Source organism: Brevundimonas diminuta (genome assembly GCF_022654015.1).
GTDB lineage: Bacteria > Pseudomonadota > Alphaproteobacteria > Caulobacterales > Caulobacteraceae > Brevundimonas > Brevundimonas diminuta_C.
In genome coordinates this window covers 1,200,133-1,221,556 of sequence record NZ_CP073063.1, presented here as the reverse complement: position 1 = coordinate 1,221,556, position 21,424 = coordinate 1,200,133, and the positions used below count along the sequence as shown (strand labels likewise).

Sequence of the window (21,424 nt, the reverse complement as noted above, 5' to 3'; positions counted from 1 at the left end):
GGGCGTCCGAAGGACGAACCCGGAACCCAGGAGGCTCACATCCGGCCTCAGCTGTATCGTGCAGAGAGGATGCGGCCCTGGGTTCCGGGTCTTCGCTACGCTGCGCCCGGAATGACGAAAGGGACAGGTGATCGCTTCCTCGAACCAGATGTTCCTGATATGTTCCGTCGATGGACCAGGCTGGCACCAAGGCTGAAGACAGCGCGAACCTCCGCTGGCTGTTCGTCGATCTGAACGCCTTCTTCGCCAGCGTCGAACAGCAGATGAATCCGGCCTGGCAGGGCAAGCCGGTCATCGTGCGGCCGGCCGAGAGCGAATACACCGGCGCCATCGCCGCCAGCTATGAGAGCAAGGCCTGGGGCGTTCATACCGGGATGCGGGTGTCCGAGGCGCGCAAACTGTGCCCCGATCTGATCGTCGCCGAAGCGCGCCCCGACCTCTACGTCAAAATCCATCAGCAGATCATGGCCGAGATCGACCGCCATGTGCGGGTGTGGAAAGTCGGATCAATCGACGAATGCTCGTGCGAACTGCTCGGTTCAGAACGGCTGGAGGCGAACGCCGTCGCCCTGGCCCGGCGGATTCAGGCGGGCATCCTGCAAAACGTCGGCGACTGTCTGCGGTCGTCCGTCGGGCTGGCCCCGTCGCGGTTCCTGGCCAAGACCGCCTGCGGCATGCAGAAGCCCGCCGGGCTGACGGTGCTGCGCGCCAACGAGTTGCCCGGTCCCTTGCTGGACCTGCCGCTGTCGAAATATCCGGGCATCGGCTCCCGCATGCAGATCCGGTTGCAGGCGGCGGGCGTCACCGACACGGCCGGCCTTTGGAACATGAGCGCGAAACAGGCCCGTGCGATCTGGAACAGCATCGAGGGCGAACGCATCTGGCGCGGCCTGCACGGTCTGGACAGCGAACCGACGCCGGAGAAACCGCCCGCCTCGATCAGCCACAGCCACGTCCTTGCCCAGGCCATGCGGACCCCGGACAAGGCGCGCGCCGTGGCGCGGCGGCTGGTGGTCAAGTGCGGGGCGCGTCTGCGCCGCATGGGCCTGACCGGCGCCAGCCTGACCCTGCATCTGGACATGGGGCCGAAGGCGACGCCCCGAAGTGGTCGACGCGGTTGGGAAACGGCGGCGATGAGTTGTCCCATCGCGCCGACGCAGGACACCTTCGCCCTTCTGGCCGCGCTCGACAGTCTGTGGCGCAAGGTCGAGCCGGAGCTGGAGGCGGGACGCCTGAGCTATGTCGGGGTCGGGGTGCACGGCCTGAAATCACGCGACGCCTTCGAGACCGACCTGTTCGCCGCCGGCCCGGATCAGGACGGCGAGGCCCCGTCCCTGCGCCTGTCCCAGGCGCTGGACGCGCTGAACCGCCGCTATGGCAAGGACACCGTCAGCATCGGCCCCAAGGCCGGCCTGCCCGACTATATCGGCGCCAAGATCGCCTTCACCCGCATCCCCGAGGCCGAGGATTTCTGGGAGTGAGGCCCACCTAGCTCAGCAGGGACGCCGCCGCGATCTCCGCCACGCCCAAGGCCCGGAAACTGTCCCGAGCCGCCTCGGTTTGCGGCGCGATGGCCCGACTGGCGTCGGCGATCACCACGGCTTCGAACCCCTCGCGAACCGCGTCCTCGGCGGTGAAGCGGACGCAGTAGTCGAAGGCCAGACCGCACAGGAAGACGCGCGTCACGCCCAGTTCGCGCAACAGGCCGGCCAAGCCCGTCGGGGTGCGGTGATCATTTTCGAAGAAGCCGGAATAGCTGTCGACCGCCGGATTATAGCCCTTGCGGATCACGGCCATGGCCTTGTCGACCGTCGGCGCTGCATCAGGATGAAAGTCGGCGCCAGGCGTGCCCTGAAGACAATGATCCGGCCACAGCATCTGGCGACCGTAGGCCACCTCGATCTCGGTGAAGGGCGCCGCGCCGTGGTGGTTGGAGGCGAAGCTGATCTGATCCGGCGTATGCCAGTCCTGGGTCACGATCACCCGGTCGAACCGGGCCGACAGGCGGTTGATCAGCGGCATGATCCCCGCACCGCCCGCCACCGCCAGACGGCCGCCTTCGCAGAAGTCGTTCTGCGGATCGATGACCAGAAGGGCGTCGCCCATCACACGCCTGCGTAGGCGTCAATCTCGTTGGCCGAACCGAGCGCGACGGGGATGCGCTGGTGCAGATGCTCGGGCTGCACGTCCAGAATGGCCTGACGACCATCCGTCGTCGCCTTGCCGCCCGCCTGCTCGACCAGGAAGGCCATCGGATTGCCTTCGTACATCAGCCGCAACTTGCCCGGCTTGTTCGGCTCGCGCCGGTCCCAGGGATAGAGGAAGACCCCGCCACGCATCAGGATGCGGTGAACATCCGCCACCATGGCCGCGACCCAGCGCATGTTGAAGTTCTTGGCCCGAGGCCCCTCATCGCCCTTCAGCAGGTCGCCGACATAGGTCTGCACCGGCTCGGCCCAGTGGCGCAGGTTCGACATGTTGATGGCGAACTCCTTGGTGTCCGGCGAAATGGCGATGTCGTCGTGCGTCAGGATCCAGTCGCCGTCGTTCGACAGGGTGAACCCCTTTACGCCCGCGCCCGTCGTCAGCACCAGCATGGTCTGCGGCCCATAGACGGCGTAGAGGGCGGCGACCTGATTGCGGCCCGGCTGCATGAAATCAGCCTCGGTCGGGGTCGCGGTCGCGGACTTCAACACTGAGACGATGGTGCCGACGGGGGCGTTGATGTCGATGTTGGACGAACCGTCCAGCGGGTCGAACAGCACCAGATAGTCGCCGGCCGGGTTCGAGGCCGGCTGGACGTCGTCCATCTCTTCCGACGCGACCCCGGCGACGGCCGGGCTGGCCAGCAGGGCCTCGGTCAGCATGTCGTTGGTCATGACGTCGAGCTTCTTCTGCTCCTCGTCCTGCACATTGATCTGTCCCGATGCGCCCAGCGCCCCGGCCAGGGCCCCGCCCGCGACGACCTTGCTGATGTCCGCGCAGGTGGCGGCGACCACGGTCAGAACCGTCTTCAGCCCATCGGGCGCATCCAGGGCGGCGATATGGGCGTCAAGGCGTGTGCGGGTCATGCGGTCGGTCCGGTTCTGGGCGTTGCGCCGTTTTGGCGGGGGACAGGCCCCAGGGCAAGGCGGCAGGGCGAAGCGACAACGAAAACGCCCCGGCGAAAACCGGGGCGCTTCCTTATCCTTCGGCGTCGTTGATCAGATCGGCAGGATCGCCGTACCGAACGCCCGCTTCAGTTCGTGGGCGGCGAAGGTCTGGGCCGCCGCCGCATCCGGCACGACCGCCGCCATGCCGAAGAACTCGTGCGTCGAGCCGTGGAAAGTCTTGTGACGCACGTCGACGCCCGCCTGCTCCAGCTTTTCGGCCAGAAGTTCGCCTTCGGTGCGCAGCGGATCGATCTCGGCGCAGATCACAGTCGTCGAGGGCAAGCCCGACAGGTTCGCCTTCTCGACGATATTGATGCGCGGGTCCTGCGCATCGGCCTCGTTGGCGAAGATGTGCTTCACGAACCACTTCATCATCGGCTTGTTCAGCGGCTTGGCGTCGGCGTTCTCGACGTAGGACTCATTGTCCATGTCCACGCCGGCGACCGGGTAGACCAGCACCTGATGTTTGGGCGCCGGCAGTCCGGCGTCGCGCGCCATCATCGACACGCCGATGGCCAGGTTGCCGCCTGCGCTTTCGCCCATCACGGCCACCTTCTGCGGGTCGCCGCGGAAGGTCTGCGCATTCTCCAGCACCCAGCGGTAAGCCGCCAGGGCGTCGTCGTGGGCGGCGGGGAAATGATGTTCCGGGGCCTGGCGATAATGGACCGAGACCACGATCACATCGGCCATCTTGGACACGCCGCGCGGGCCGCCGTCATAGACGTCCAGATCGGCGATCACGAAGCCGCCGCCGTGGAAATAGACGACGACCGGGTGCAGCTTGTCTTCGGAATGGTCGTGCGGCTTGTAGATGCGCGCCTGGATCGGGCCGGCGGCGCCGGGAATGGTGATGTCGCTGGTCTTTACGCCCATGTCGTCGCTGGGGTCCTTGCCGTCCTTACGCAACAGCGATTTCACCGCATCGGTCGGGGTCGGTTGCTGGCGGGCCTCCTCTGGCGACAGGGTCTCGATCGGCTTGCCGCCGAGGGACGCCAGTTCGTCCAGAACCTTCTGCATCGGGCCATCGGCCTTGGCAGGCGTATCGCGCGGCTTGTCGTTGTCGCCGAACAGCTTGTCTATAATGGACATTTTCGCATTCCTAGGTTTGGTTTCGGGGTTCGGAACGACAACCCGCCGCACGCATCCTTGTTCCCGGCCCGCTTGACTTGGCGCTTGAGTCGATGCCTTAGGTCGCAGGCTCTCGCGGGAGAGATCGGGCGCTGGAAACAGGGTTCGACGCCGAAGGCGCAACCGCCCCGGAAACGCTCAGGCAAACGGACCGCGAAGCATACGGACGCTGGAAAGTCGCCCATTCGGGCGCGCCGACGGAGCAAGGCGACATGATTTGGTCGCCGGAATCTCTCAGGCTTCAGGACAGCGGGGGCGCGAGGACGGCGGAGCTCCGCCACAACACGCGACCGTGAAAGCCTGAACCATGACCGACCAGACCCTGAAGACCACGCCCCTGAACGCCGCGCACCGCGCGCTGGGCGCCCGCATGGTGGGCTTCGGCGGCTATGACATGCCGGTCCAGTACGAAGGCGTTCTGGCCGAGCACCGCTGGACGCGGGAACACGCCGGTCTGTTCGACGTCTCCCACATGGGCCAGTGCAAGATCACCGGCGAGGACGCGACCGCCCAGTTCGAGCGTTTCGTGCCCGGCGACTATGCGATCCTGAAGGCCGGCAAACAGAAGTATTCGCTGCTGCTGAACGGCGAAGGCGGCGTCATCGACGACCTGATGGCCGGACGGCCGGATCACGACGGCCTGTTCGTCGTCGTCAACGCCGGCAACAAGGACGAGGACTTCGCCTTCTGGGAAGCCAACCTCGAAGGCGACGCCAAGCTGACGGTGCTGGACCGCGCGCTGATCGCCATCCAGGGGCCGGAAGCCGCCGAGGTCATGGCCGCGCACGAGCCTATCCTGGCCGAAATGGGCTTCATGGAATGCGCCCGTCTGATGCTGTTCGGCGCCGACTGCTACGTCTCGCGCTCGGGCTACACCGGCGAGGACGGCTATGAGATTTCGGTCCCGGCAGATCAGGCCGAGCGCATCTGGAACACCATTCTGGAAGACGCTCGCGTCAAGCCGATCGGCCTGGGCGCCCGCGACAGCTTGCGTCTGGAAGCGGGCCTGCCGCTGCACGGCCACGACATCGACCCGACCACCTCGCCGGTGGAAGGCGCCCTGACCTTCGCCCTGTCCAAGTCACGCAAGGAACGCGCGGACTTCGCCGGCGCCGAGCGCATCCTGAAGGAACTGGCCGACGGCCCCTCGCGAGTTCGCGTCGGGCTGATCGTCAAGGAAGGCGCCCCGGCCCGTGAAGGCGCCGAAATCGCCGACGCCGACGGTAACGTGATCGGCAAGGTCACCTCGGGCGGCCCCTCCCCGACCTTGGGCAAGAACATCGCCATGGGCTACGTCCCGCCGGCCCATGCCGCACTGGGCACGGCGCTGAAGGTCATCGTGCGGGGCAAGACCGCCGCCGCCGAAGTCGTCGCCATGCCCTTCGTGGCCCAACGCTATTACCGCAAACCCAAAGCCTGAGAGATCAGACCATGAAGTTCACCAAGGATCACGAGTGGGTCAGCCTTGACGGCGACATCGCCACCGTCGGCATCTCCAAACACGCCGCCGACGCCCTGGGCGACGTGGTGTTCGTCGAAGTGCCTGAAGTCGGCAAGACCGTCTCCAAGGGCGACAGCTTCGCCGTGGTCGAGAGCGTGAAGGCGGCGTCGGACGTCTACGCCCCCGTGTCGGGCGAAGTGGTCGAGGCCAACGACGCCCTGTCGACCGCCCCGGAAACCGTCAACTCGGGCGCCGAGGCCGACGGTTGGTTCGCCAAGATCAAGGTCTCGGACGCCTCGCAACTGGACGCCCTGATGGACCAGTCCGCCTACGACGCCTTCCTCGCCACCCTCTAAGCCCCATCGGACCCGCTGATTAGTCAGCGGGTCTTCGGCCTTTCACGGCCCAGGACACGACCATGCGTTACCTCCCCCTGACGCCCGACGACCGCACGGCGATGCTCGCCGCCATCGGCGCGAAATCCATCGATGATTTGTTCGTGGACGTGCCCCAGGCCGCCCGTCTGGACGGCCCCGTCGATCTGCCGCGCGTCGCAGGCGAGCTGGAGGTCGAGCGCGCCCTGTCCGCCATGGCGGCCAAGAACGCCACGGCCGGCGCCGTGCCCTTCTTCTGCGGCGCAGGCGCCTACAAGCACCATGTCCCGGCGACGGTGGACCACGTGATCCAGCGCTCGGAATTCCTGACCAGCTACACCCCCTACCAGCCTGAAATCGCGCAAGGGACTCTGCAGTACCTGTACGAGTTCCAGACCCAGGTCGCGAACCTGACGGGAATGCCGGTCGCCAACGCCAGCCTGTACGACGGTTCGACCGCCATGGCCGAGGGCGTGCTGATGGCGACCCGCGTGACCCGTCGCAACAAGGCGGTGATCTCGGGCGGCGTGCACCCGCACTACATCAAGGCGACCGAGACCGTGGTTCACGCCGTCGGCGTCGAGACCCTGGCTCTGCCCGCCGCCGTGGACGCCGAGGCCGCCGTGATCGACCAGATCGGTCCCGACACCGCCTGCGTCGTCGTGCAGACGCCCAACGTCTTCGGCACGGCCACCGACGTGACCAAGATCGCCGAGGCCGCCCACGCCGCCGGCGCCCTGCTGATCGTCGTGGTCACCGAGGCCGTGTCGATGGGCCTTCTGAAGTCGCCCGGCGAGATGGGCGCCGACATCGTCGCGGCCGAGGGGCAGTCGATCGGCAACGCCTTGAACTTCGGCGGTCCCTATGTCGGCCTGTTCGCCACGCGCGAGAAGCTGATCCGCCAGATGCCCGGCCGTCTGACCGGCGAAACGGTGGACGCCGACGGCGAGCGCGGCTTCGTCCTGACCCTGTCGACCCGGGAGCAGCACATCCGCCGCGACAAGGCGACGTCTAACATCTGCACCAACTCGGGCCTGTGCACCCTGGCCTTCACCATCCACATGAGCCTGCTGGGCGAGACGGGCCTGCGCAAATTGGCCCTGCTCAACCACGAAAAGGCCGTCGCCACGCGCGACGCCCTGGCCGCCATTCCGGGCGTGGAAATCCTGACCGATCGCTTCTTCAACGAGTTTGCGGTGCGCCTGCCGAAAAATGCAGCCGAGGTCGTGGATACGCTGGCCGCCCATCACGTCCTGGCCGGCGTGCCCTACAGCCGCCTGGCCCCTGACGCCGGCATGGACGACGTCCTGCTGGTCGCTGCGACCGAGACGACGCTGGATGCAGACATCCAGATCCTCGCCAAGTCGCTCTCCAAAGTCCTCGGCGCGTAAGGGATACTGACTATGAGCACCATGAACACCGTCGGCCGCCCGACCGCCCCGAACCAGGTCCAGACCAAGCCCGCCACCCTGACTGGCGGCCGCGGCCTGTTGCAGAACGAGGCTCTGATCTTCGAGGGCGACGGCTGGGGCAAGACCGGCGTCGATCTGCCGGACCCCAAGACGGACGGCTCCGATCTGGGCGACCTGGTCCGCAAGGATCCGATCGGCCTGCCCGGCCTGTCCGAGCCGGAAACCATGCGCCACTATGTGCGCCTGAGCCAGAAGAACCACGCCATCGACCTGGCCATCTATCCGCTGGGGTCGTGCACGATGAAGCACAACCCGCGCCTGAACGAAAAGATGGCCCGCCTGCCCGGCTTCTCGGACATCCACCCGCTGCAGCCGATCTCGACCGTTCAGGGCGCGCTCGAACTGATGGACACCCTGGCCCATTGGCTGAAGACCCTGACCGGCATGCCCGCCGTCGCGCTGTCGCCCAAGGCCGGCGCCCACGGCGAACTGTGCGGCCTGATGGCGATCCGCGCCGCGCACGAGGCTTCGGGCCAGCATGAGAAGCGCCGCAAGGTTCTGGTGCCCACCAGCGCCCACGGCACCAACCCGGCGACCGCCGCCTTCGTCGGCTATTCGGTGGTCGAAGTGGCCCAGACCGAGGACGGCCGCGTGGACGTGGCCGACCTGGCATCCAAGCTGGGTGACGACGTCGCCGCCATCATGGTGACCAACCCGAACACCTGCGGCCTGTTCGAGCGGGACATCCTGGAGATCAGCCGCCTGACGCATGAGGCCGGGGCCTATTTCTATTGCGACGGCGCCAACTTCAACGCCATCGTCGGCCGCGTTCGTCCGGGCGACCTGGGCGTCGACGCCATGCACATCAACCTGCACAAGACCTTCTCGACGCCCCACGGCGGCGGCGGTCCGGGCGCGGGTCCGGTGGTGCTGTCCGAAGCCCTGGCCCCCTTCGCCCCGGCCCCCTGGGTTGTGCATGACGAAGGCGACTATCGCCTGATCGAGCGCGAGGAGGATGAGGCCGAGCAAGCCTTCGGTCGTCTGTGCGCCTTCCAGGGCCAGATGGGCATGTACACCCGCGCCCTGTCCTACATGATGTCGCACGGCGCCGACGGCCTGCGTCAGGTCGCCGAGGACGCCGTCCTGAACGCCAACTACATCAAGGCCCGGCTCGGTGACTTGATGTCGGCCGCCTTCCCCGACGGCCCCTGCATGCACGAGGCCCTGTTCGACGACGAATGGCTGAAGGGCACGGACATCACCACGCTCGACTTCGCCAAGGCGATGATCGACGAAGGCTTCCACCCGATGACCATGTATTTCCCGCTGGTCGTCCACGGCGCCATGCTGATCGAGCCGACGGAAACCGAGTCCAAGGCCGAGCTGGATCGCTTCATCGAGGCGATGCGCGCCCTGGCCGGGGCCGCCAAGGCCGGCGACGTCGATCGCTTCAAGGGCGCGCCCTTCCACGCGCCGCTGAAGCGCCTGGACGAAACCCGCGCCGCCCGCTCGCCGGTCCTGCGCTGGACCGCGCCGGAAGGCTCCAACAAGGCGGCCTGATCCCGAAGTCGCCCCTTCCTGCGGGAAGGGGCTGACGTGGGGCGGATCCATCGCTAGGTCATGGCCATGACCTGGACGACGAACGACATCCCCGACCTTTCCGGCCGACTGGCCATCGTCACCGGCGCGACCGGCGGGCTGGGGCTGGAAACCGCCATTGTGCTGGCTGGCAAGGGCGCGGAAGTCGTGTTGGCGGCCCGCAGTCCCGACAAGGGGACCGAGGCCGAACGGCTGATCCGGTTTCGTCATCCGAACGCCGCCGTGCGGTTCGATCTGCTGGACCTCGCCAGCCTGGCCTCCGTCCAGGCCTTCGCCGAGCGGTATCTGGCGACGGGACGCCCCATCGACATCCTGATCGACAATGCGGGTGTCATGGCCCTGCCGACGCGCCAGACGACCGTCGACGGGTTCGAGATGCAGTTCGGGACCAACTACCTGTCCCACTTCGCCCTGGTCGGCCGCCTGCTGCCGTTGCTGATTAGGGCAAAGGCCCGCGTGGTCCAGCTGTCCAGCGTCGCCCACCGCAGTGGCCATATCCGCCTGGAAGACCTGAACTATCAAAGCCACTACAGCCCGTGGCCGGTCTATCAGCAATCCAAGCTGGCCATGCTGATGTTCGCCCTGGAGCTTCAGCGCCGCAGCGACGCCCACGGCTGGGGCCTAACCAGCGTGGCGGCTCATCCCGGCTTCGCCCGCACCGACCTGATCGCCAACGGCCATGCCGGCAAGCCCGGCCTGTTCGCGCGCGGCGCCCGGCTGCTGGAGGCCGTGCTCAGCCATTCGGCCGCCAACGGCGCCCTGCCGATCCTGATGGCCGCGACCCTGCCGGACCCGACGCCCGGCGGCTATTACGGCCCCACGGGTTTTCAGGAGATGAAGGGGCCGCCCGGCGTTGCGGTGATCAAGCGCCAGGCCAGGGACGCAGACGTGGCCAGGCGTCTCTGGACGGAATCAGAGCGTCTGACGGGGGTCGCCTACGGCTGACGGCGCGAGACGTGTCCGCCGCGCCACGGCGCGTCGAGATCGTCCCTTCATGACCAAAGCTTCACCCGCCGGACATCCATCCGCCATGGACGCAGGGCGTTAAGGTGTCTTGTGGCAAGGTCGTCACGGTCGCCTTTTCCTTTCCCGACGAGGGATCGCGCGTCCGTGGCGACCGTTGTCATGACGATCCCCCTCCCCATCTGGCGTATTCGTGACCTCACTTCCCGTTCCCCTCGTCCGCTCTGACAAGCCGCGCGCCTCCACGCTGCGGGTCGTCAAACGCTGGGCGCTGATGGTCGGCGGTCTGTTCGTCGTGCTGCTGGGCATTCTGATCGCCCCCCTGCCCGGCCCGGGCGGCATTCCCGTCATCGCCGTCGGCCTGATGCTGATCCTGAAAAGCTCGTTCTGGGCCAAGCGCCAGTTCATTCGCGCCCAATATGCCCGGCCGAAATGGGTCTATCCCTTTCGTCGCCTGATGCGAAAGAAGCCGGAGTTCGCGCCGGTCTTCTGGCAACAGGCCCTGCGCGCCGAAAAGATCGTGACCAAACGCTCCGGCCGCCGCCTGTCGCGCGGCCGCAAGAACGTTCGCAGATATTTCCGCAAACTATTCCGCTAGTTGGCGTTTGATCTCGCGGTTGCGTTGCTGCAACCGCTAACCACAGGATCGTGAACACCGCTCTCCCAAGTCAGGCGTATCCTGTGTGCGCGTTATCAGAGAACCACTTAGGCGTTGGGAGGCGCTAAGGTCATGATGTCACGCGTACAAAAAGGTCTGATCGCCGGCGTTGCGGCGACCGTGGCTGTCTCACTGCTCGAAATACCCAATATGTTCCTGAACTGGTTCGATCCCTTCCAGGGGGTCATCGCCAGTATGCTCGGAATGCCCGGCAATCTGGCCGTCGGCTGGGTCGTCCATGTCATCAGCGGCGTGTTTATCCTGGGGCCCTTGTTCGCCGTCCTGTGTCCCCGCCTGCCGACGGACACGCCCGAGACCAAGGGCATCGTCTTCGCCGTCGGCGCCTGGATCCTGATGATGGCGGCCATCGTGATGTTCGGCAACTACCGCACCTTCACGGCCGGCGCAGGCTTCGGCACCTTCGCCTGGCTGCTGATCACCCACGCGGTCTTCGGCATCGTGCTGGGCAACGTCTATGCTCGGCTGGTGGCGCGCGACAAGCGGATGGGCGCGACCATCATCGGCGGCGCCCACGCGCACTGATCACGGCTTGATCGCTCAAGAAAAAGGCCCCCGACGGCGACGTCGGGGGCCTTGTTTCATTCAGGATCAGCCCTGATCAGTTCAGGCGATCGCCGATCTGGGCGATGGCGCTGTCGAGCAGCGGATCCTTGGCGCCGCTGGCGAGGCGTGCGGCCAGAACCTGTTCCGCCGACTTGGCGGCCAGATCGGCGGCGGCGGCCTTCACCTCGGCCGAGGCCTGGGCTTCGGCTTGGGCGATGCGGGTTTCGGCCATCTTCTGACGACGGGCCAAGGTTTCTTCCAGCTTGGCCTTGGTCTCGACTTCCAGACGGCGGGCGTCGGCCTCGGCCTGAGCCATCATCTCCGCGGCCTGGGCTTCAGCCTCGGCCTTCTCCTTGCGGATCTGGGCCAGCAGGGCTTCGGCTTCGGCGCGCAGGCGTGCGGCCTCGTCCAGATCGGCCTGAATCTTGACGGCCTTGGCGTCCAGCGCCTTGCCTGCCATCTTGGGCACGCCGGCGGCGATCAGGATGCCGAAGAAGATGATCAGGCCGATGCCGACCCAGATCTCCGCATTGGCGAAGCTCCAGATGCCGTGTTCGAAGATCAGGTTCATCAGGCGGCTCCCTTGACGGCGGCCAACTCGGCGGCGGTCGCGGCCTTGCCGGTCAGACGTTCGACCATGGCGGCGGTCGTGTCGGAGGCGATGGTGGAGACATTGGCCATGGCGGCGTCGCGGGTCTTGCCGATCGAGGCTTCCGCCTCGGCGATGCGGGCGTTGACCACGGCTTCTTCGGCGGCCTGACGGGCGTTCGCTTCTTCAGTCACGCGGGCCTTGGCGGCCTCGGCCGTGGCGCGGGCGTCAGCGCGAGCCTTGGCGACTTCGGCCTGAGCCTGGGCGGCCTGTTCGGCGGCTTCGGCCTGAACCTGGCGTGCGGTCGCAACGGCGGTGGAAATGGTGTCGGCCCGTTCGTCCATCACCTTGCGAAGGCGTGGCGCGAAGACCTTGGAAACCAGAACGTACAGGATGACGAACAGGATCAGCAGATAGCCGATCTGGCCCGCCCAGTGTTCGAACTGGAATTGCGGCAGGCCGCCCGAGCCGTGCTCGGCGGGGGTCGCCGTCTCGGCGTGCAGGTCCGCTTCGACCGAAGGCGGGACCGCGTCGATGGTGTGGGTGCTGGCCATGAACCGTCTACTGCAGGATCAGATGAAGCGGCGCGCGGGCGAACCCCGCGCGCCGTGATCGACTGATATCAGCCGAAGATCATCAGGATGCCGAGCACGAAGGCCAGGATGCCCAGGGCTTCGGCCAGAGCGGCGCCGACGAACAGGTTGCCGACTTGGCCGGCGGCGGCCGACGGGTTGCGCAGGGCGCCGGCAAGGAAGTTGCCGAAGATGTTGCCCACGCCCAGGGCAGAACCGATCATGCCCAGGGTGGCGAGACCAGCGCCGATGTACTTCGCGGCTTCAGCGTCCATGATTGTATTCCTAGATTAAAGTCGTTGGTGGTTGGGGTGAAGAGACTGGTCCGGCCCTTTAGTGGGCGTGGTCCAGGTTGACCACATCGTTCAGATAGATGCAGGCCAGAACGGCGAAGACGAAGGCCTGGAGGAAGGCCACCAGGAACTCCAGAGCGGTCAGGGCGACGACCATGCCCAGCGACAGGGCCGCAACCGGGAAGGCCAGCAGACCGATGCCGCCGCCCAGGCCCAGGAGACCCAGCGACACGACGAAGCCGGCGAAGATCTTCAGCGCGACGTGACCGCCCAGCATGTTGCCGAACAGACGCAGCGCCAGGGTGACCGGGCGAAGCAGGAAGGACACGAACTCGATCAGGCCGACCACCGGGCGCAGCGCCAGCGGCGCGCCCATCGGCCAGAACAGTTTGAAGAAGCCCAGGCCGTTCTTGGCGAAGCCGACGACCAGCACCAGACCGAAGGTGATCAGAGCGAAGGTGGCGGTGATGGCCAGCTGCGAGGTCGCCGTGAAGGTCAGGAACAGACCCAGAATGTTCATGCCCAGGATCAGGATGAACAGGGTGAAGATGAACGGGAAATACTTGCGGCCTTCGTGACCGATGATGGAATCGGCTAGATTGTCGATCAAGCCGAACAGGCCCTCGCCGGCGGCTTGCAGCCGGCCGGGCACGACCTGGGCGTTCGCGGTCACGGCGGCCAGGAAGCCGACGATCAGCACGAAGGCGACCGTCATGGCGATGTGCGAGTTGGTGATCGCCAGATCGACCGTCCCCAGCACAGGCAGGGTGACGTCGCCAAGGTCGACGACCTTCTGAATCGCAAACTGATGAATCGGATCGGCCATGAAGCCCTATCGTTCCCCGTCTTCGTCGGCCTCGACGTAGGGCTCGGCCGGAGCCGTCGTCCCTTGCGCCTTGGCCTGCGCCATCAGCCGGTTGGCTGTGCGACGCGCCATGTAAATCGACAAGGCGAAGCCCAGAAGGACCCCGCCGATCAAACCCCACGGACGGGTCCCGAGGGCCCAGTCTGCGATCGCTCCGAACGCCAGTCCCACGAAGACGCCGCCGAGCAACTCGGCGATGATCTTGTAGGCCTGACCCGACACCTGATGGCCGGTCAGTTCGGCGGATTTCTCCGCCGTGGTCCGCGCCTCCAATGCGGATGCGCTGTCTTGGAGGCGTTTGATCGCCTCTTCGCGCGATTCCGACATGGGGGATAGGACCTGTGCGTTCGGCGTCCAGACGGTGCGTCCGGACGGGTCTGAATTCGGCGCGGAAACTAATCGTGAGCGGCCTACAGGTCAAGGCGTCGTGATCATGCGCTAAGGCATTGTACAATATCGTCTTTCTATTCGCAGCCGCCCGCCGTGACGATGCGCCGCTGCTGCGGGCGACAGAATCCGTCGCATCCGCCCTTCGGCTCCGATGGCGGTCAGCGCCGCAAACGACTAGGTTCGCCGCCATGAATGCGCATGTTTCTGTCCCCAACGCTCCGCTTCGCCCGCTTTCGGTGCGGTTGGCCACCCCGCGGGGCTTTTGCGCCGGGGTCGATCGCGCGATCCAGATCGTCGAGCGCGCGATCGAAAAGTTCGGCGCCCCCGTCTATGTGCGCCACGAGATCGTCCACAACAAACATGTGGTCGAGCGGCTGAAGGCCATGGGCGCCGTCTTCGTCAAGGAACTGGATGAATGCCCCGACGACCGGCCGGTCGTCTTCTCGGCCCACGGGGTGCCCAAGTCCGTGCCGGCGACGGCGCGGGCGCGCGAACTGGTCTTCCTGGACGCGACCTGCCCCCTGGTGTCCAAGGTGCACGTCGAAGCTGAGCGTCATCACGCGGCCGGCCGCCACATCATCCTGATCGGCCACGCAGGCCACCCCGAGGTCGTCGGCACCCTGGGCCAGTTGCCGCCCGGCGCCATCACCCTGGTCGAGACCGAGGCCGACGCCGAATCGTTCGAACGCCCCGGCGACGCGCCCCTGGCTTATGCCACCCAGACCACCCTGTCGGTGGACGACACGGCGGGCATCCTGAAGGTGCTGAAGCGCCGCTTCCCCGAACTGCCCGATCCGCACAAGGAAGACATCTGCTACGCCACGACCAATCGCCAGGACGCCGTCAAGGCGCTGGGCGAGGGCTGCGACCTGGTGCTGGTCGTCGGATCCAAGAACTCGTCCAATTCGGTGCGCCTGGTCGAGGTCGCGATGCGCGCCGGCGCCCCGGCCGCCTATCTGGTGGACGATGCGTCCCAGGTGGACTGGTCCTGGTTCGACGGCGTGAACACCGTCGGCGTCACCGCCGGCGCCTCGGCGCCCGAGCCGCTGATCGAGGCCCTGGTCGACGCCATCCGTGCGCGCTTTGACGCCACCGTGACCGAAGACGACGGCGCGCGCGAGACCGTCACCTTCAAACTGCCGCGCCTGCTGACGGCCTAGGCGACCGCTTTCAACGGCAGGACGACGCGGAAGGTGCTGCCAGCGCCGGGCGCGGTGACGATCTCGATCTTGCCGCCCATCAGGGCCGCCAGACCGTGCGCCGCCGTCAATCCCAGTCCCAGCCCTTCGGCGGTGCGCGTCGCGCTTTCATCGCCCTGGGTGAAGGCCTCAAACAGGCGCGCGGCCTCCGCCGGCTCCATGCCCGGCCCCGTGTCCTCGACCTCCAACGCCAGGCCCGCGCCCGCACCCGCCCCTGCAACAGCGCGCAGCATTACCCCGCCGGTGCGCGTGAACCGCACCGCGTTGTCCGTCAGCGCCGCCATCAGCTTTTCGACATGGACCGGGTCGCCCAGCCATTCGCCCTCGGCCGCCTCGACCGAAATCTTCAGCCCCTTGGCCTCGGCCGCGCCCCGGAAGTCGTTGGCGACCCGCCGCAACAGGTTGTCAGGCCGGAACGGCCGGGTCTCCAGCGCCACCGCCCCGTCGCGCAGCCGCACCACGTCAAGCAACTCCTCGACCAGCCTCAGTTGCTGACGCCCCGACGCCTTCAGGATTTCCAGCCGCTCGCGCTGCTGCGGCGTCACCAGATCGGCCCCGATGATCTCGGCCATGCCCAGAACGCCGTTCAGGGGCGTGCGCAGTTCGTGACTGACGTTGGACAGAAACCGCGTCTTGGCCCGGTTCGCCGCCTCGGCCCGCTCCAGCGCCGCCGACAGGGCGACCTCGGAGGCCTTGAGGCGCCGCACGTCCGCCGTCGTGTTCCACAGCAGCGACCCGGTGCCGATCAGCAGCACGATGAACAGCAGCAGCAGCAGCGGCCCGGCCTTGGTCAAAATCTGATAGCCGGGCTTTTCCGGCGCCCAGACAACTCGGCCCAACAGGGCGCCGCCGACATCGCGGACATCGACGCCGATCATGCCCTTGGGAGGCTCCGCATCGCCGGGCTGGAAGTGAATGTGGTCCAGCGCCAGTCGCGTTCGCAGCAGATCGAGCTCGCCGGCGAAGGGTTTGAACGACGCGACCAGCGGATCGGATGACGGCGTCAATCCGCCCGCCGTATGCCTCACCACGGTCGAGGCCCCCAGCACATAGACGTCGTCGCCGACGCGAACGAACGCCGCCTTCAGACGCACCCCGGCATCCGCCGTGACCGATCGATCGCGCCCGGCGGCCTGGGCCCTGAGCGCATCGATCAGCGGACGGGCCGCCTGGCCGAATGGCTCGCCGATCTGCGCCTCGGCCGGTCGGCCCAGTGTGCTGATGCGAAACAGCCGCCCGGTCCCGTCATAGCCGAGGGTGAACTGATGCTTGTGCTGGGCGGCGTAGAAGGCGCCGAAGTTGCGGTCGTACCAGGCCACATCGCCCGCCGTCATCCGATCGACGGCCTCGTCCCAGACCGAGGCGGTGGTCAGGTTTTCGCCAATGGTCTCCAGCGCGCGCGTCAGACGTAGGCGCACCAGACCTTCTTCCTTGCTGGCCTGGTGGGCGTCGATGCCGCGGCTGACGATGGCCAGAACCCCGGCCATTCCGACGATGGACGACAGCATCAGGATCATTGCGATCCTGAACGTGCTCCACGCCCGCCAACCCGTCTTCGATGTCACGCCACTCATACGGTCTGGCTTACGGCGCGCAGACTAAGACGGCGTGAACATCACGCTGGGTCAGCTTCGTTCGCCGACGAAGTCCTGCGCAAACTCGGGCGCCTCGTCTTCCAGCGGCAATGTGCCGTCCTCGTCATCGGCCTCCGACGCGCGGCTGGGATCCGGCACCTCGAACCCGACCGGCAGCGACAGATCGAGCAGGCCCGCCGCCTTCATCTCCTGCACGCCCGGCAGGTCGTACAGGGTCGCCAGGCCGAAATGCTCCAGGAACCGGTCGGTGGTCGCATAGGTGACGGGCCGTCCCGGCGTGCGCCTGCGTCCGCGCAGCCGCACGAACCCCATCTCCAACAACAGATCCAGCGTGCCCTTGGAGATGCTGACGCCGCGCACGCTCTCGATCTCGGCCCGGGTGACGGGCTGGTGATAGGCGATGATCGCCAGCGTCTCCAACGCGGCCTTGGACAGACGGCGCGGCTCCTCGCGCTCCTGCGTCATCATGAAGGCCAGGTCCGGCGCCGTGCGGAACCGCCAGCGGTCGGCGACGCACTCCAGCTCGACCCCCCGCCCCTCATAGCGGGCGCGCAGACCCGATATGGCGCGGGCGACATTGCAGTTCTCGGGCAGGCGCGCGGCGATCTCGGCCGCCGTCAACGGCCCGGCGGCGGCGAACAGCAGGGCCTCGACCCGCCGTTCGATCTCGGCCTCGTCGGGCTGGAACGACAGGTCGCTCACGGCGTCAACTCCAGCGGCTGGCCCGGTCCACGCCGCTTCAGATACAGGTCCGCAAACGCTTCGCTCTGCCGAATGTCCATCGCCCCCTCCTTCACCAGCTCCAGACTGGCCGACAGGGTCGAGGCGGTAAAGCTGGCCTGACTGGGCCCCTCTTCGTCCTCACGATGGGGCGCCACCTGTTCCAGCGGCGTCCAGTCGGCCAGCTTGGGCATGATCTCGCGCAGCCAGTCGCGCGCGGCTTCCAGCGGAAAGGCCTCGACCCGCTGGCCGGGGGCGTAGCGCCGGGCCTCTTCGCGCCGACGCTGCACCACATAGGCGCTCATCAGTTCGTACAGGCTGGCGTCGATCCGGTCCGACGGCACGATCACCGTCGCTTCGGGATCGCCGCGCGTGAAGACGTCGCGCTTCAGCTGGGGCCGGGCCATCAGCTGCTCGACGGCCTTGCGCATCGCCTCCAGCTTCTGCAGCCGGAACGCCAGGGCGGCGGCCATCTCTTCGGCCGGCGGCTCTTCGGCCTTGCCCTTGTCGGTGCGCGGCAGCAGCAGGCGCGACTTCAGATAGGCCAGCCACGACGCCATCACCAGATAGTCCGCCGCCAGGGCGAAGTTGCGCCTGCGCGCCTCGTGCACGAAGGCCAGATACTGTTCCGCCAACTGGGTGATCGACAGCTTCAGCAGATCGACCTTCTGGTTTCGCGCCAAGGCCAGCAGAACGTGCAGCGGTCCCTCATAGCCTTCCAGATCGACGACGAAGGCCTCGCGCTCCTCGACCTCCTCGGCGTTGAAATCCAGGTTTGGCTGGAAAGACTCCGTCATAGGTCCTTAGGCCTGCGCCTCACCCACGTCCGGCCCCTTGGCGGCGTCCATCCGACCGCGCATGGCCTTGAAGAAGCGATCGTGCCCCGCGACGGGATCCAGCGGTTCGGGCGTGCGCACGATCCGGGCCAGCGCGGCGTCCGCCCGGCGGCGCGCCCCGCCCTTCAGCGGCCCGACGCCCTCGGCGACCTGGCGCATTTCGTCCATGTCGCCGTTCCAGTGCACGACGAGATCGCACCCTGCCTTCAGCGCCTTGTGCGCGCGCTGGGTCAGCGAGCCCGAAAGGGCGTTCATCACCAGATCGTCGGACAGCAGCAGGCCGCCGAATCCCAACCGCTCGCGGATCAGGCGAATGGCCTTCTTCGACTGCGTCGCCGGGTGTTTTTGATCGATCGCGGTGAAGACGATGTGCGCCGTCATGCCGATCGGCATGTCCGACAGGGCCTTGAACGGCGCAAAGTCCCAGGCGTCCAGCGTGTCCAGATCGGCGTGAACCGTCGGCAGATCCTTGTGCGTGTCCGCAAAGGCCCGGCCATGGCCCGGCATGTGCTTGATGCAGGGCAGAACCCCGCCCGCCAGCAGGCCTTCCGCCGCCGCGCGGCCCAGCACAGCGACCGTCTCGGGATCGACGCCATAGGCGCGGTCGCCGATGATGTCGTGGGCGCCGGGAACCGGCACGTCCAGCACCGGCAGCAGGTCGACGGTCACCCCGACCTCGCGCAGATCGTGCGCCATCAGGCGCGCGCCCAGCCGCGTCAGCTCACGCGCCTGCGCCAACTCGTTCGTCGCCTTCAGATAGGCGTTACCCGGCGGATATTTGGGCCAGTGGGGCGGCCCCATCCGCTGGACCCGACCGCCTTCCTGGTCGATCAGGATCGGCGCCTCGGGATCGCCTATGGACGCCCGCAGTTCGTCGGTCAGGGCCCGCACCTGTTCCGGCGTGTCGATATTGCGCCGGAACAGGATGAAGCCCCAGGGTCGGACCTCGGCGAAGAAGGCCTTTTCAGCCTCCGTCAACCGATGTCCCAGGCAGCCATAGATGGCGGCGGACGTCACCGGACGATGCAGTCCCGGCCCGCTGCCTTCAGCGCGTTGCAGAAGGCTACCGCCCGTTCGCGCGACAGGCCCGAGAAGGCTGTGCGGTACAGGGTCGATCCGCTGGACGAGGTCACTTCGGTCACGCGCTTTTCGGCACCCGAGGCGAACGCGCCGAAGCGGCCGGCGACGGCGGCGTATTCCCGGTCCGCGATCTCGGTCGAGGAGAAGGCGCCGATCTGGACCGAGGCCGATCCGCCGGTCGCGGCCGGAGCCTTGGTCGCCGGCGCAGCGACGGGCGCAGTGGGAGCCGTCGGACGCGGCGCAGGCGCGGCCGTTGTGGCCGTATTGGCGGGCGGCAGGCCCTGTCCGGTCGGTGCGGCGGTCGGCGGCGCGGCCGGACGCGGCTGGGGCGCCTCGGGCGGCGGGGTGAAGGTCACGGGCGCATCGGTGGTCTCGGTCTCGTCGCGGTAGACGCGCACGCCCTCGGCCGGATCGATCGGCTGGGCGTCGATAGGCGCGGCGGTCTTCATCTCGCCGACCGGCTGACCCACGGCCGGCGGCGCGTCGGTCGAGGCGCGCATGCCGGACCGATAGAAGAAGATCACCGCTACGATCAGCAGCAGCAGGACCACCGCGCTGATGATCAATGTCACCGGCGGCGCCTTGCCCCCGCCCGAGCCGACATTGCGGCCGCTGCGCGGATCGTAGCTGTTGCGACGGAACGGTAGGTCGTCGTCGGTCGGCGGCGTATAGGCGCCCCGGCCGGGTTTGTTGTCGTCTTCAAAGGACATGGTCGCGCTCCGCCGTCTGTCGGCGCGAATCGGCGCGCCGAACGATCACTCTACGCCCCCGCGTGCATCTTTCGAATCACAGATCGAGGGCGAGGTCGAGGCTGAACAGCTTCTGGTGCACTTCTATGGCGTAACGGTCGGTCATGCCGGCGATATAGTCGCACACGGCGCGCGCCCGCTGTGTCTTGTCCGGGGTCATGGCCGGTTCGCCCCACTCCGGCGGCATCACCTCCGGCTCGGCCATGAACAGTTCGAACAGCTGCGACAGCACGCGCCGCGCCTGGCTGCGGGTGCGGTTGACGCGGTAGTGGCGATACATCCGCTCGAACAGGAACTTCCTCAGCACCGCCAGATCGACGTGCATGGCGTGCGAGAAATCCACCATCGTGCGCCTGGCCATCCGCACGTCCTCGGTCGTGACGATCCGGTCTTCCTCGAGCCGCCGCGCCGTCTCGGCCAGCACGTCCTCGACCATCACGCCGATCATCCGCCGCACCGCCTCGATGCGCAGCATCCGGTCGTCGATGTCGGGATATTCGCGGCGCACCTCGGCCAACATGGGCCCGATCAGCGGCACCTGATCCAGATCGCGCAGGGTGATCAGACCCGCCTGCACCCCGTCGTCCACGTCGTGATTGTTATAGGCGATGTCGTCGGCGATGGCTGCGCACTGGGCCTCCAGCGAGGCGAACGTCCCCAGCCGCAGGTCCCACCCCGCCTCGCCGCCGGCCGCATAGGGGCGCACGACCGACCAGGCCGGCTCGTCCAGCCGGTGCGACACCGGGCCGTTGTGCTTGATGACGCCCTCGACCGTCTCCCAGCTCAGGTTCAGCCCATCGAATTGCGGATAGCGGTTCTCCAGCTCGGTCACGACGCGGAAGCTCTGAACGTTGTGATCGAACCCCCCATGATCGCGCATCTGCACCACCAGCTCGTCCTCGCCGGCATGGGCGAAGGGCGGATGGCCCAGGTCGTGGGCAAGGGCGATGGTTTCCGCCAGGTCGTCGTCCAGCCTCAGCGCATGGGCCAGCGACCGCGCGATCTGCGCCACCTCCAGCGAATGGGTCAGGCGGGTGCGGTAGTGATCGCCCTCATGCGCCACGAAGACCTGGGTCTTCTCCTTCAGCCGCCGGAACGCAGTCGCATGGATGATGCGGTCACGGTCCCGCGCAAAGGCGGTGCGCGTGCGGCTGGCGGGCTCGAAAACGCGGCGGCCCTGGGTCAGGTCGGCGCGTTCGGCGTAGGTGGCGAGATCGGTCTGGCTCAAGTCATCAACTTTAAAGC

At 67.2% G+C, this 21,424-nt stretch carries 23 protein-coding genes and 2 riboswitches; of the genes, 9 read left to right on the top strand and 14 right to left on the bottom strand.

Annotated elements, in window-relative coordinates:
* The first annotated feature begins 170 nt into the window (after positions 1 to 170).
* A complete protein-coding gene (locus KAK88_RS05940) occupies positions 171 to 1,481 on the top strand; it encodes a type VI secretion protein ImpB (RefSeq protein WP_242078271.1) in 1,311 nt (436 codons plus the stop codon).
* A gap of 7 nt (positions 1,482 to 1,488) precedes the next feature.
* Here KAK88_RS05940 and pncA read toward each other — a convergent pair whose 3' ends face one another.
* From pncA to KAK88_RS05925, 3 genes are all read right to left on the bottom strand, one after another.
* Entirely contained in the window at positions 1,489 to 2,106 is a 618-nt protein-coding gene (gene pncA / locus KAK88_RS05935; protein ID WP_242078270.1) for a bifunctional nicotinamidase/pyrazinamidase, read from the bottom strand.
* The gene (locus KAK88_RS05930) at positions 2,106 to 3,071 is read right to left on the bottom strand and encodes a class 1 fructose-bisphosphatase (protein WP_242078269.1); all 966 of its coding nucleotides are present in this window, start codon (positions 3,069 to 3,071) and stop codon (positions 2,106 to 2,108) included. Before KAK88_RS05930 ends, pncA begins: the two co-directional genes overlap by 1 nt.
* 132 nt (positions 3,072 to 3,203) lie before the next feature.
* On the bottom strand, positions 3,204 to 4,241 hold the full coding sequence (locus tag KAK88_RS05925; RefSeq protein ID WP_017505308.1) for an alpha/beta hydrolase: 1,038 nt from the start codon (positions 4,239 to 4,241) through the stop codon (positions 3,204 to 3,206).
* A 105-nt stretch (positions 4,242 to 4,346) separates the two neighbouring features.
* Positions 4,347 to 4,444: riboswitch (glycine riboswitch) on the top strand.
* 3 nt (positions 4,445 to 4,447) lie between these two features.
* Positions 4,448 to 4,532: riboswitch (glycine riboswitch) on the top strand.
* A gap of 55 nt (positions 4,533 to 4,587) precedes the next feature.
* Between KAK88_RS05925 and gcvT the strand changes: the two genes are divergently transcribed.
* The 7 genes from gcvT to KAK88_RS05890 all read left to right on the top strand — a co-directional run bounded on the left by gcvT (position 4,588) and on the right by KAK88_RS05890 (position 11,270).
* Positions 4,588 to 5,700: a glycine cleavage system aminomethyltransferase GcvT gene (gene gcvT / locus KAK88_RS05920; protein ID WP_242078268.1), complete on the top strand. Its 1,113-nt coding sequence runs from the start codon at positions 4,588 to 4,590 to the stop codon at positions 5,698 to 5,700.
* 11 nt (positions 5,701 to 5,711) lie between these two features.
* Positions 5,712 to 6,077, top strand: a complete 366-nt coding sequence (gcvH, locus tag KAK88_RS05915) for a glycine cleavage system protein GcvH (protein ID WP_185223822.1) — start codon at positions 5,712 to 5,714, stop codon at positions 6,075 to 6,077.
* Between the two features lie 62 nt (positions 6,078 to 6,139).
* A complete protein-coding gene (gene gcvPA / locus KAK88_RS05910) occupies positions 6,140 to 7,486 on the top strand; it encodes an aminomethyl-transferring glycine dehydrogenase subunit GcvPA (RefSeq protein WP_137721170.1) in 1,347 nt (448 codons plus the stop codon).
* Between the two features lie 12 nt (positions 7,487 to 7,498).
* The gene (gcvPB, locus tag KAK88_RS05905) at positions 7,499 to 9,067 is read left to right on the top strand and encodes an aminomethyl-transferring glycine dehydrogenase subunit GcvPB (RefSeq protein WP_431307209.1); all 1,569 of its coding nucleotides are present in this window, start codon (positions 7,499 to 7,501) and stop codon (positions 9,065 to 9,067) included.
* A gap of 66 nt (positions 9,068 to 9,133) precedes the next feature.
* Positions 9,134 to 10,051: an SDR family oxidoreductase gene (locus KAK88_RS05900; protein ID WP_242078267.1), complete on the top strand. Its 918-nt coding sequence runs from the start codon at positions 9,134 to 9,136 to the stop codon at positions 10,049 to 10,051.
* 211 nt (positions 10,052 to 10,262) lie between these two features.
* A complete protein-coding gene (locus tag KAK88_RS05895; protein ID WP_242078266.1) occupies positions 10,263 to 10,667 on the top strand; it encodes a PGPGW domain-containing protein in 405 nt (134 codons plus the stop codon).
* Positions 10,668 to 10,799: 132 nt separating this feature from the next.
* Positions 10,800 to 11,270: a DUF6789 family protein gene (locus KAK88_RS05890; RefSeq protein ID WP_026108441.1), complete on the top strand. Its 471-nt coding sequence runs from the start codon at positions 10,800 to 10,802 to the stop codon at positions 11,268 to 11,270.
* Between the two features lie 76 nt (positions 11,271 to 11,346).
* Here the strand turns inward: KAK88_RS05890 and KAK88_RS05885 are convergent, their stop codons facing one another.
* The 5 genes from KAK88_RS05885 to KAK88_RS05865 all read right to left on the bottom strand — a co-directional run bounded on the left by KAK88_RS05885 (position 11,347) and on the right by KAK88_RS05865 (position 13,937).
* Positions 11,347 to 11,862, bottom strand: coding sequence for a F0F1 ATP synthase subunit B (locus tag KAK88_RS05885; RefSeq protein ID WP_017505300.1), 516 nt, complete (start codon positions 11,860 to 11,862; stop codon positions 11,347 to 11,349).
* Positions 11,862 to 12,434: a hypothetical protein gene (locus tag KAK88_RS05880; RefSeq protein ID WP_084140311.1), complete on the bottom strand. Its 573-nt coding sequence runs from the start codon at positions 12,432 to 12,434 to the stop codon at positions 11,862 to 11,864. The genes KAK88_RS05885 and KAK88_RS05880 overlap by 1 nt, the downstream gene beginning before the upstream one ends.
* A gap of 68 nt (positions 12,435 to 12,502) precedes the next feature.
* Positions 12,503 to 12,727, bottom strand: coding sequence for a F0F1 ATP synthase subunit C (locus tag KAK88_RS05875; RefSeq protein ID WP_017505298.1), 225 nt, complete (start codon positions 12,725 to 12,727; stop codon positions 12,503 to 12,505).
* A 58-nt stretch (positions 12,728 to 12,785) separates the two neighbouring features.
* Positions 12,786 to 13,571 carry a F0F1 ATP synthase subunit A gene (locus KAK88_RS05870; RefSeq protein ID WP_017505297.1) on the bottom strand — a complete coding sequence of 262 codons (786 nt, stop codon included), beginning with the start codon at positions 13,569 to 13,571 and terminating at the stop codon, positions 12,786 to 12,788.
* Between the two features lie 6 nt (positions 13,572 to 13,577).
* Complete coding sequence (locus KAK88_RS05865) at positions 13,578 to 13,937, bottom strand: AtpZ/AtpI family protein (RefSeq protein WP_017505296.1); 360 nt, start codon at positions 13,935 to 13,937, stop codon at positions 13,578 to 13,580.
* Between the two features lie 251 nt (positions 13,938 to 14,188).
* Here KAK88_RS05865 and ispH point away from each other — a divergent pair, with 251 nt between their 5' ends.
* Positions 14,189 to 15,160, top strand: a complete 972-nt coding sequence (gene ispH / locus KAK88_RS05860) for a 4-hydroxy-3-methylbut-2-enyl diphosphate reductase (RefSeq protein WP_242078265.1) — start codon at positions 14,189 to 14,191, stop codon at positions 15,158 to 15,160.
* Here ispH and KAK88_RS05855 read toward each other — a convergent pair.
* The 6 genes from KAK88_RS05855 to KAK88_RS05830 all read right to left on the bottom strand — a co-directional run bounded on the left by KAK88_RS05855 (position 15,157) and on the right by KAK88_RS05830 (position 21,407).
* Entirely contained in the window at positions 15,157 to 16,716 is a 1,560-nt protein-coding gene (locus KAK88_RS05855) for a sensor histidine kinase (protein WP_242078264.1), read from the bottom strand. The two genes, ispH and KAK88_RS05855, sit on opposite strands and share 4 nt — an antisense overlap.
* 108 nt (positions 16,717 to 16,824) lie before the next feature.
* Complete coding sequence (gene scpB / locus KAK88_RS05850) at positions 16,825 to 17,496, bottom strand: SMC-Scp complex subunit ScpB (protein ID WP_045810343.1); 672 nt, start codon at positions 17,494 to 17,496, stop codon at positions 16,825 to 16,827.
* Positions 17,493 to 18,311: a segregation and condensation protein A gene (locus KAK88_RS05845; RefSeq protein WP_045810344.1), complete on the bottom strand. Its 819-nt coding sequence runs from the start codon at positions 18,309 to 18,311 to the stop codon at positions 17,493 to 17,495. Before KAK88_RS05845 ends, scpB begins: the two co-directional genes overlap by 4 nt.
* A gap of 6 nt (positions 18,312 to 18,317) precedes the next feature.
* On the bottom strand, positions 18,318 to 19,367 hold the full coding sequence (gene nagZ, locus KAK88_RS05840; protein WP_242078263.1) for a beta-N-acetylhexosaminidase: 1,050 nt from the start codon (positions 19,365 to 19,367) through the stop codon (positions 18,318 to 18,320).
* Positions 19,364 to 20,140, bottom strand: a complete 777-nt coding sequence (locus tag KAK88_RS05835) for an SPOR domain-containing protein (RefSeq protein WP_242078262.1) — start codon at positions 20,138 to 20,140, stop codon at positions 19,364 to 19,366. The genes nagZ and KAK88_RS05835 overlap by 4 nt, the downstream gene beginning before the upstream one ends.
* A gap of 76 nt (positions 20,141 to 20,216) precedes the next feature.
* A complete protein-coding gene (locus tag KAK88_RS05830) occupies positions 20,217 to 21,407 on the bottom strand; it encodes a deoxyguanosinetriphosphate triphosphohydrolase (RefSeq protein ID WP_242078261.1) in 1,191 nt (396 codons plus the stop codon).
* Between the last annotated feature and the right edge of the window lie 17 nt (positions 21,408 to 21,424).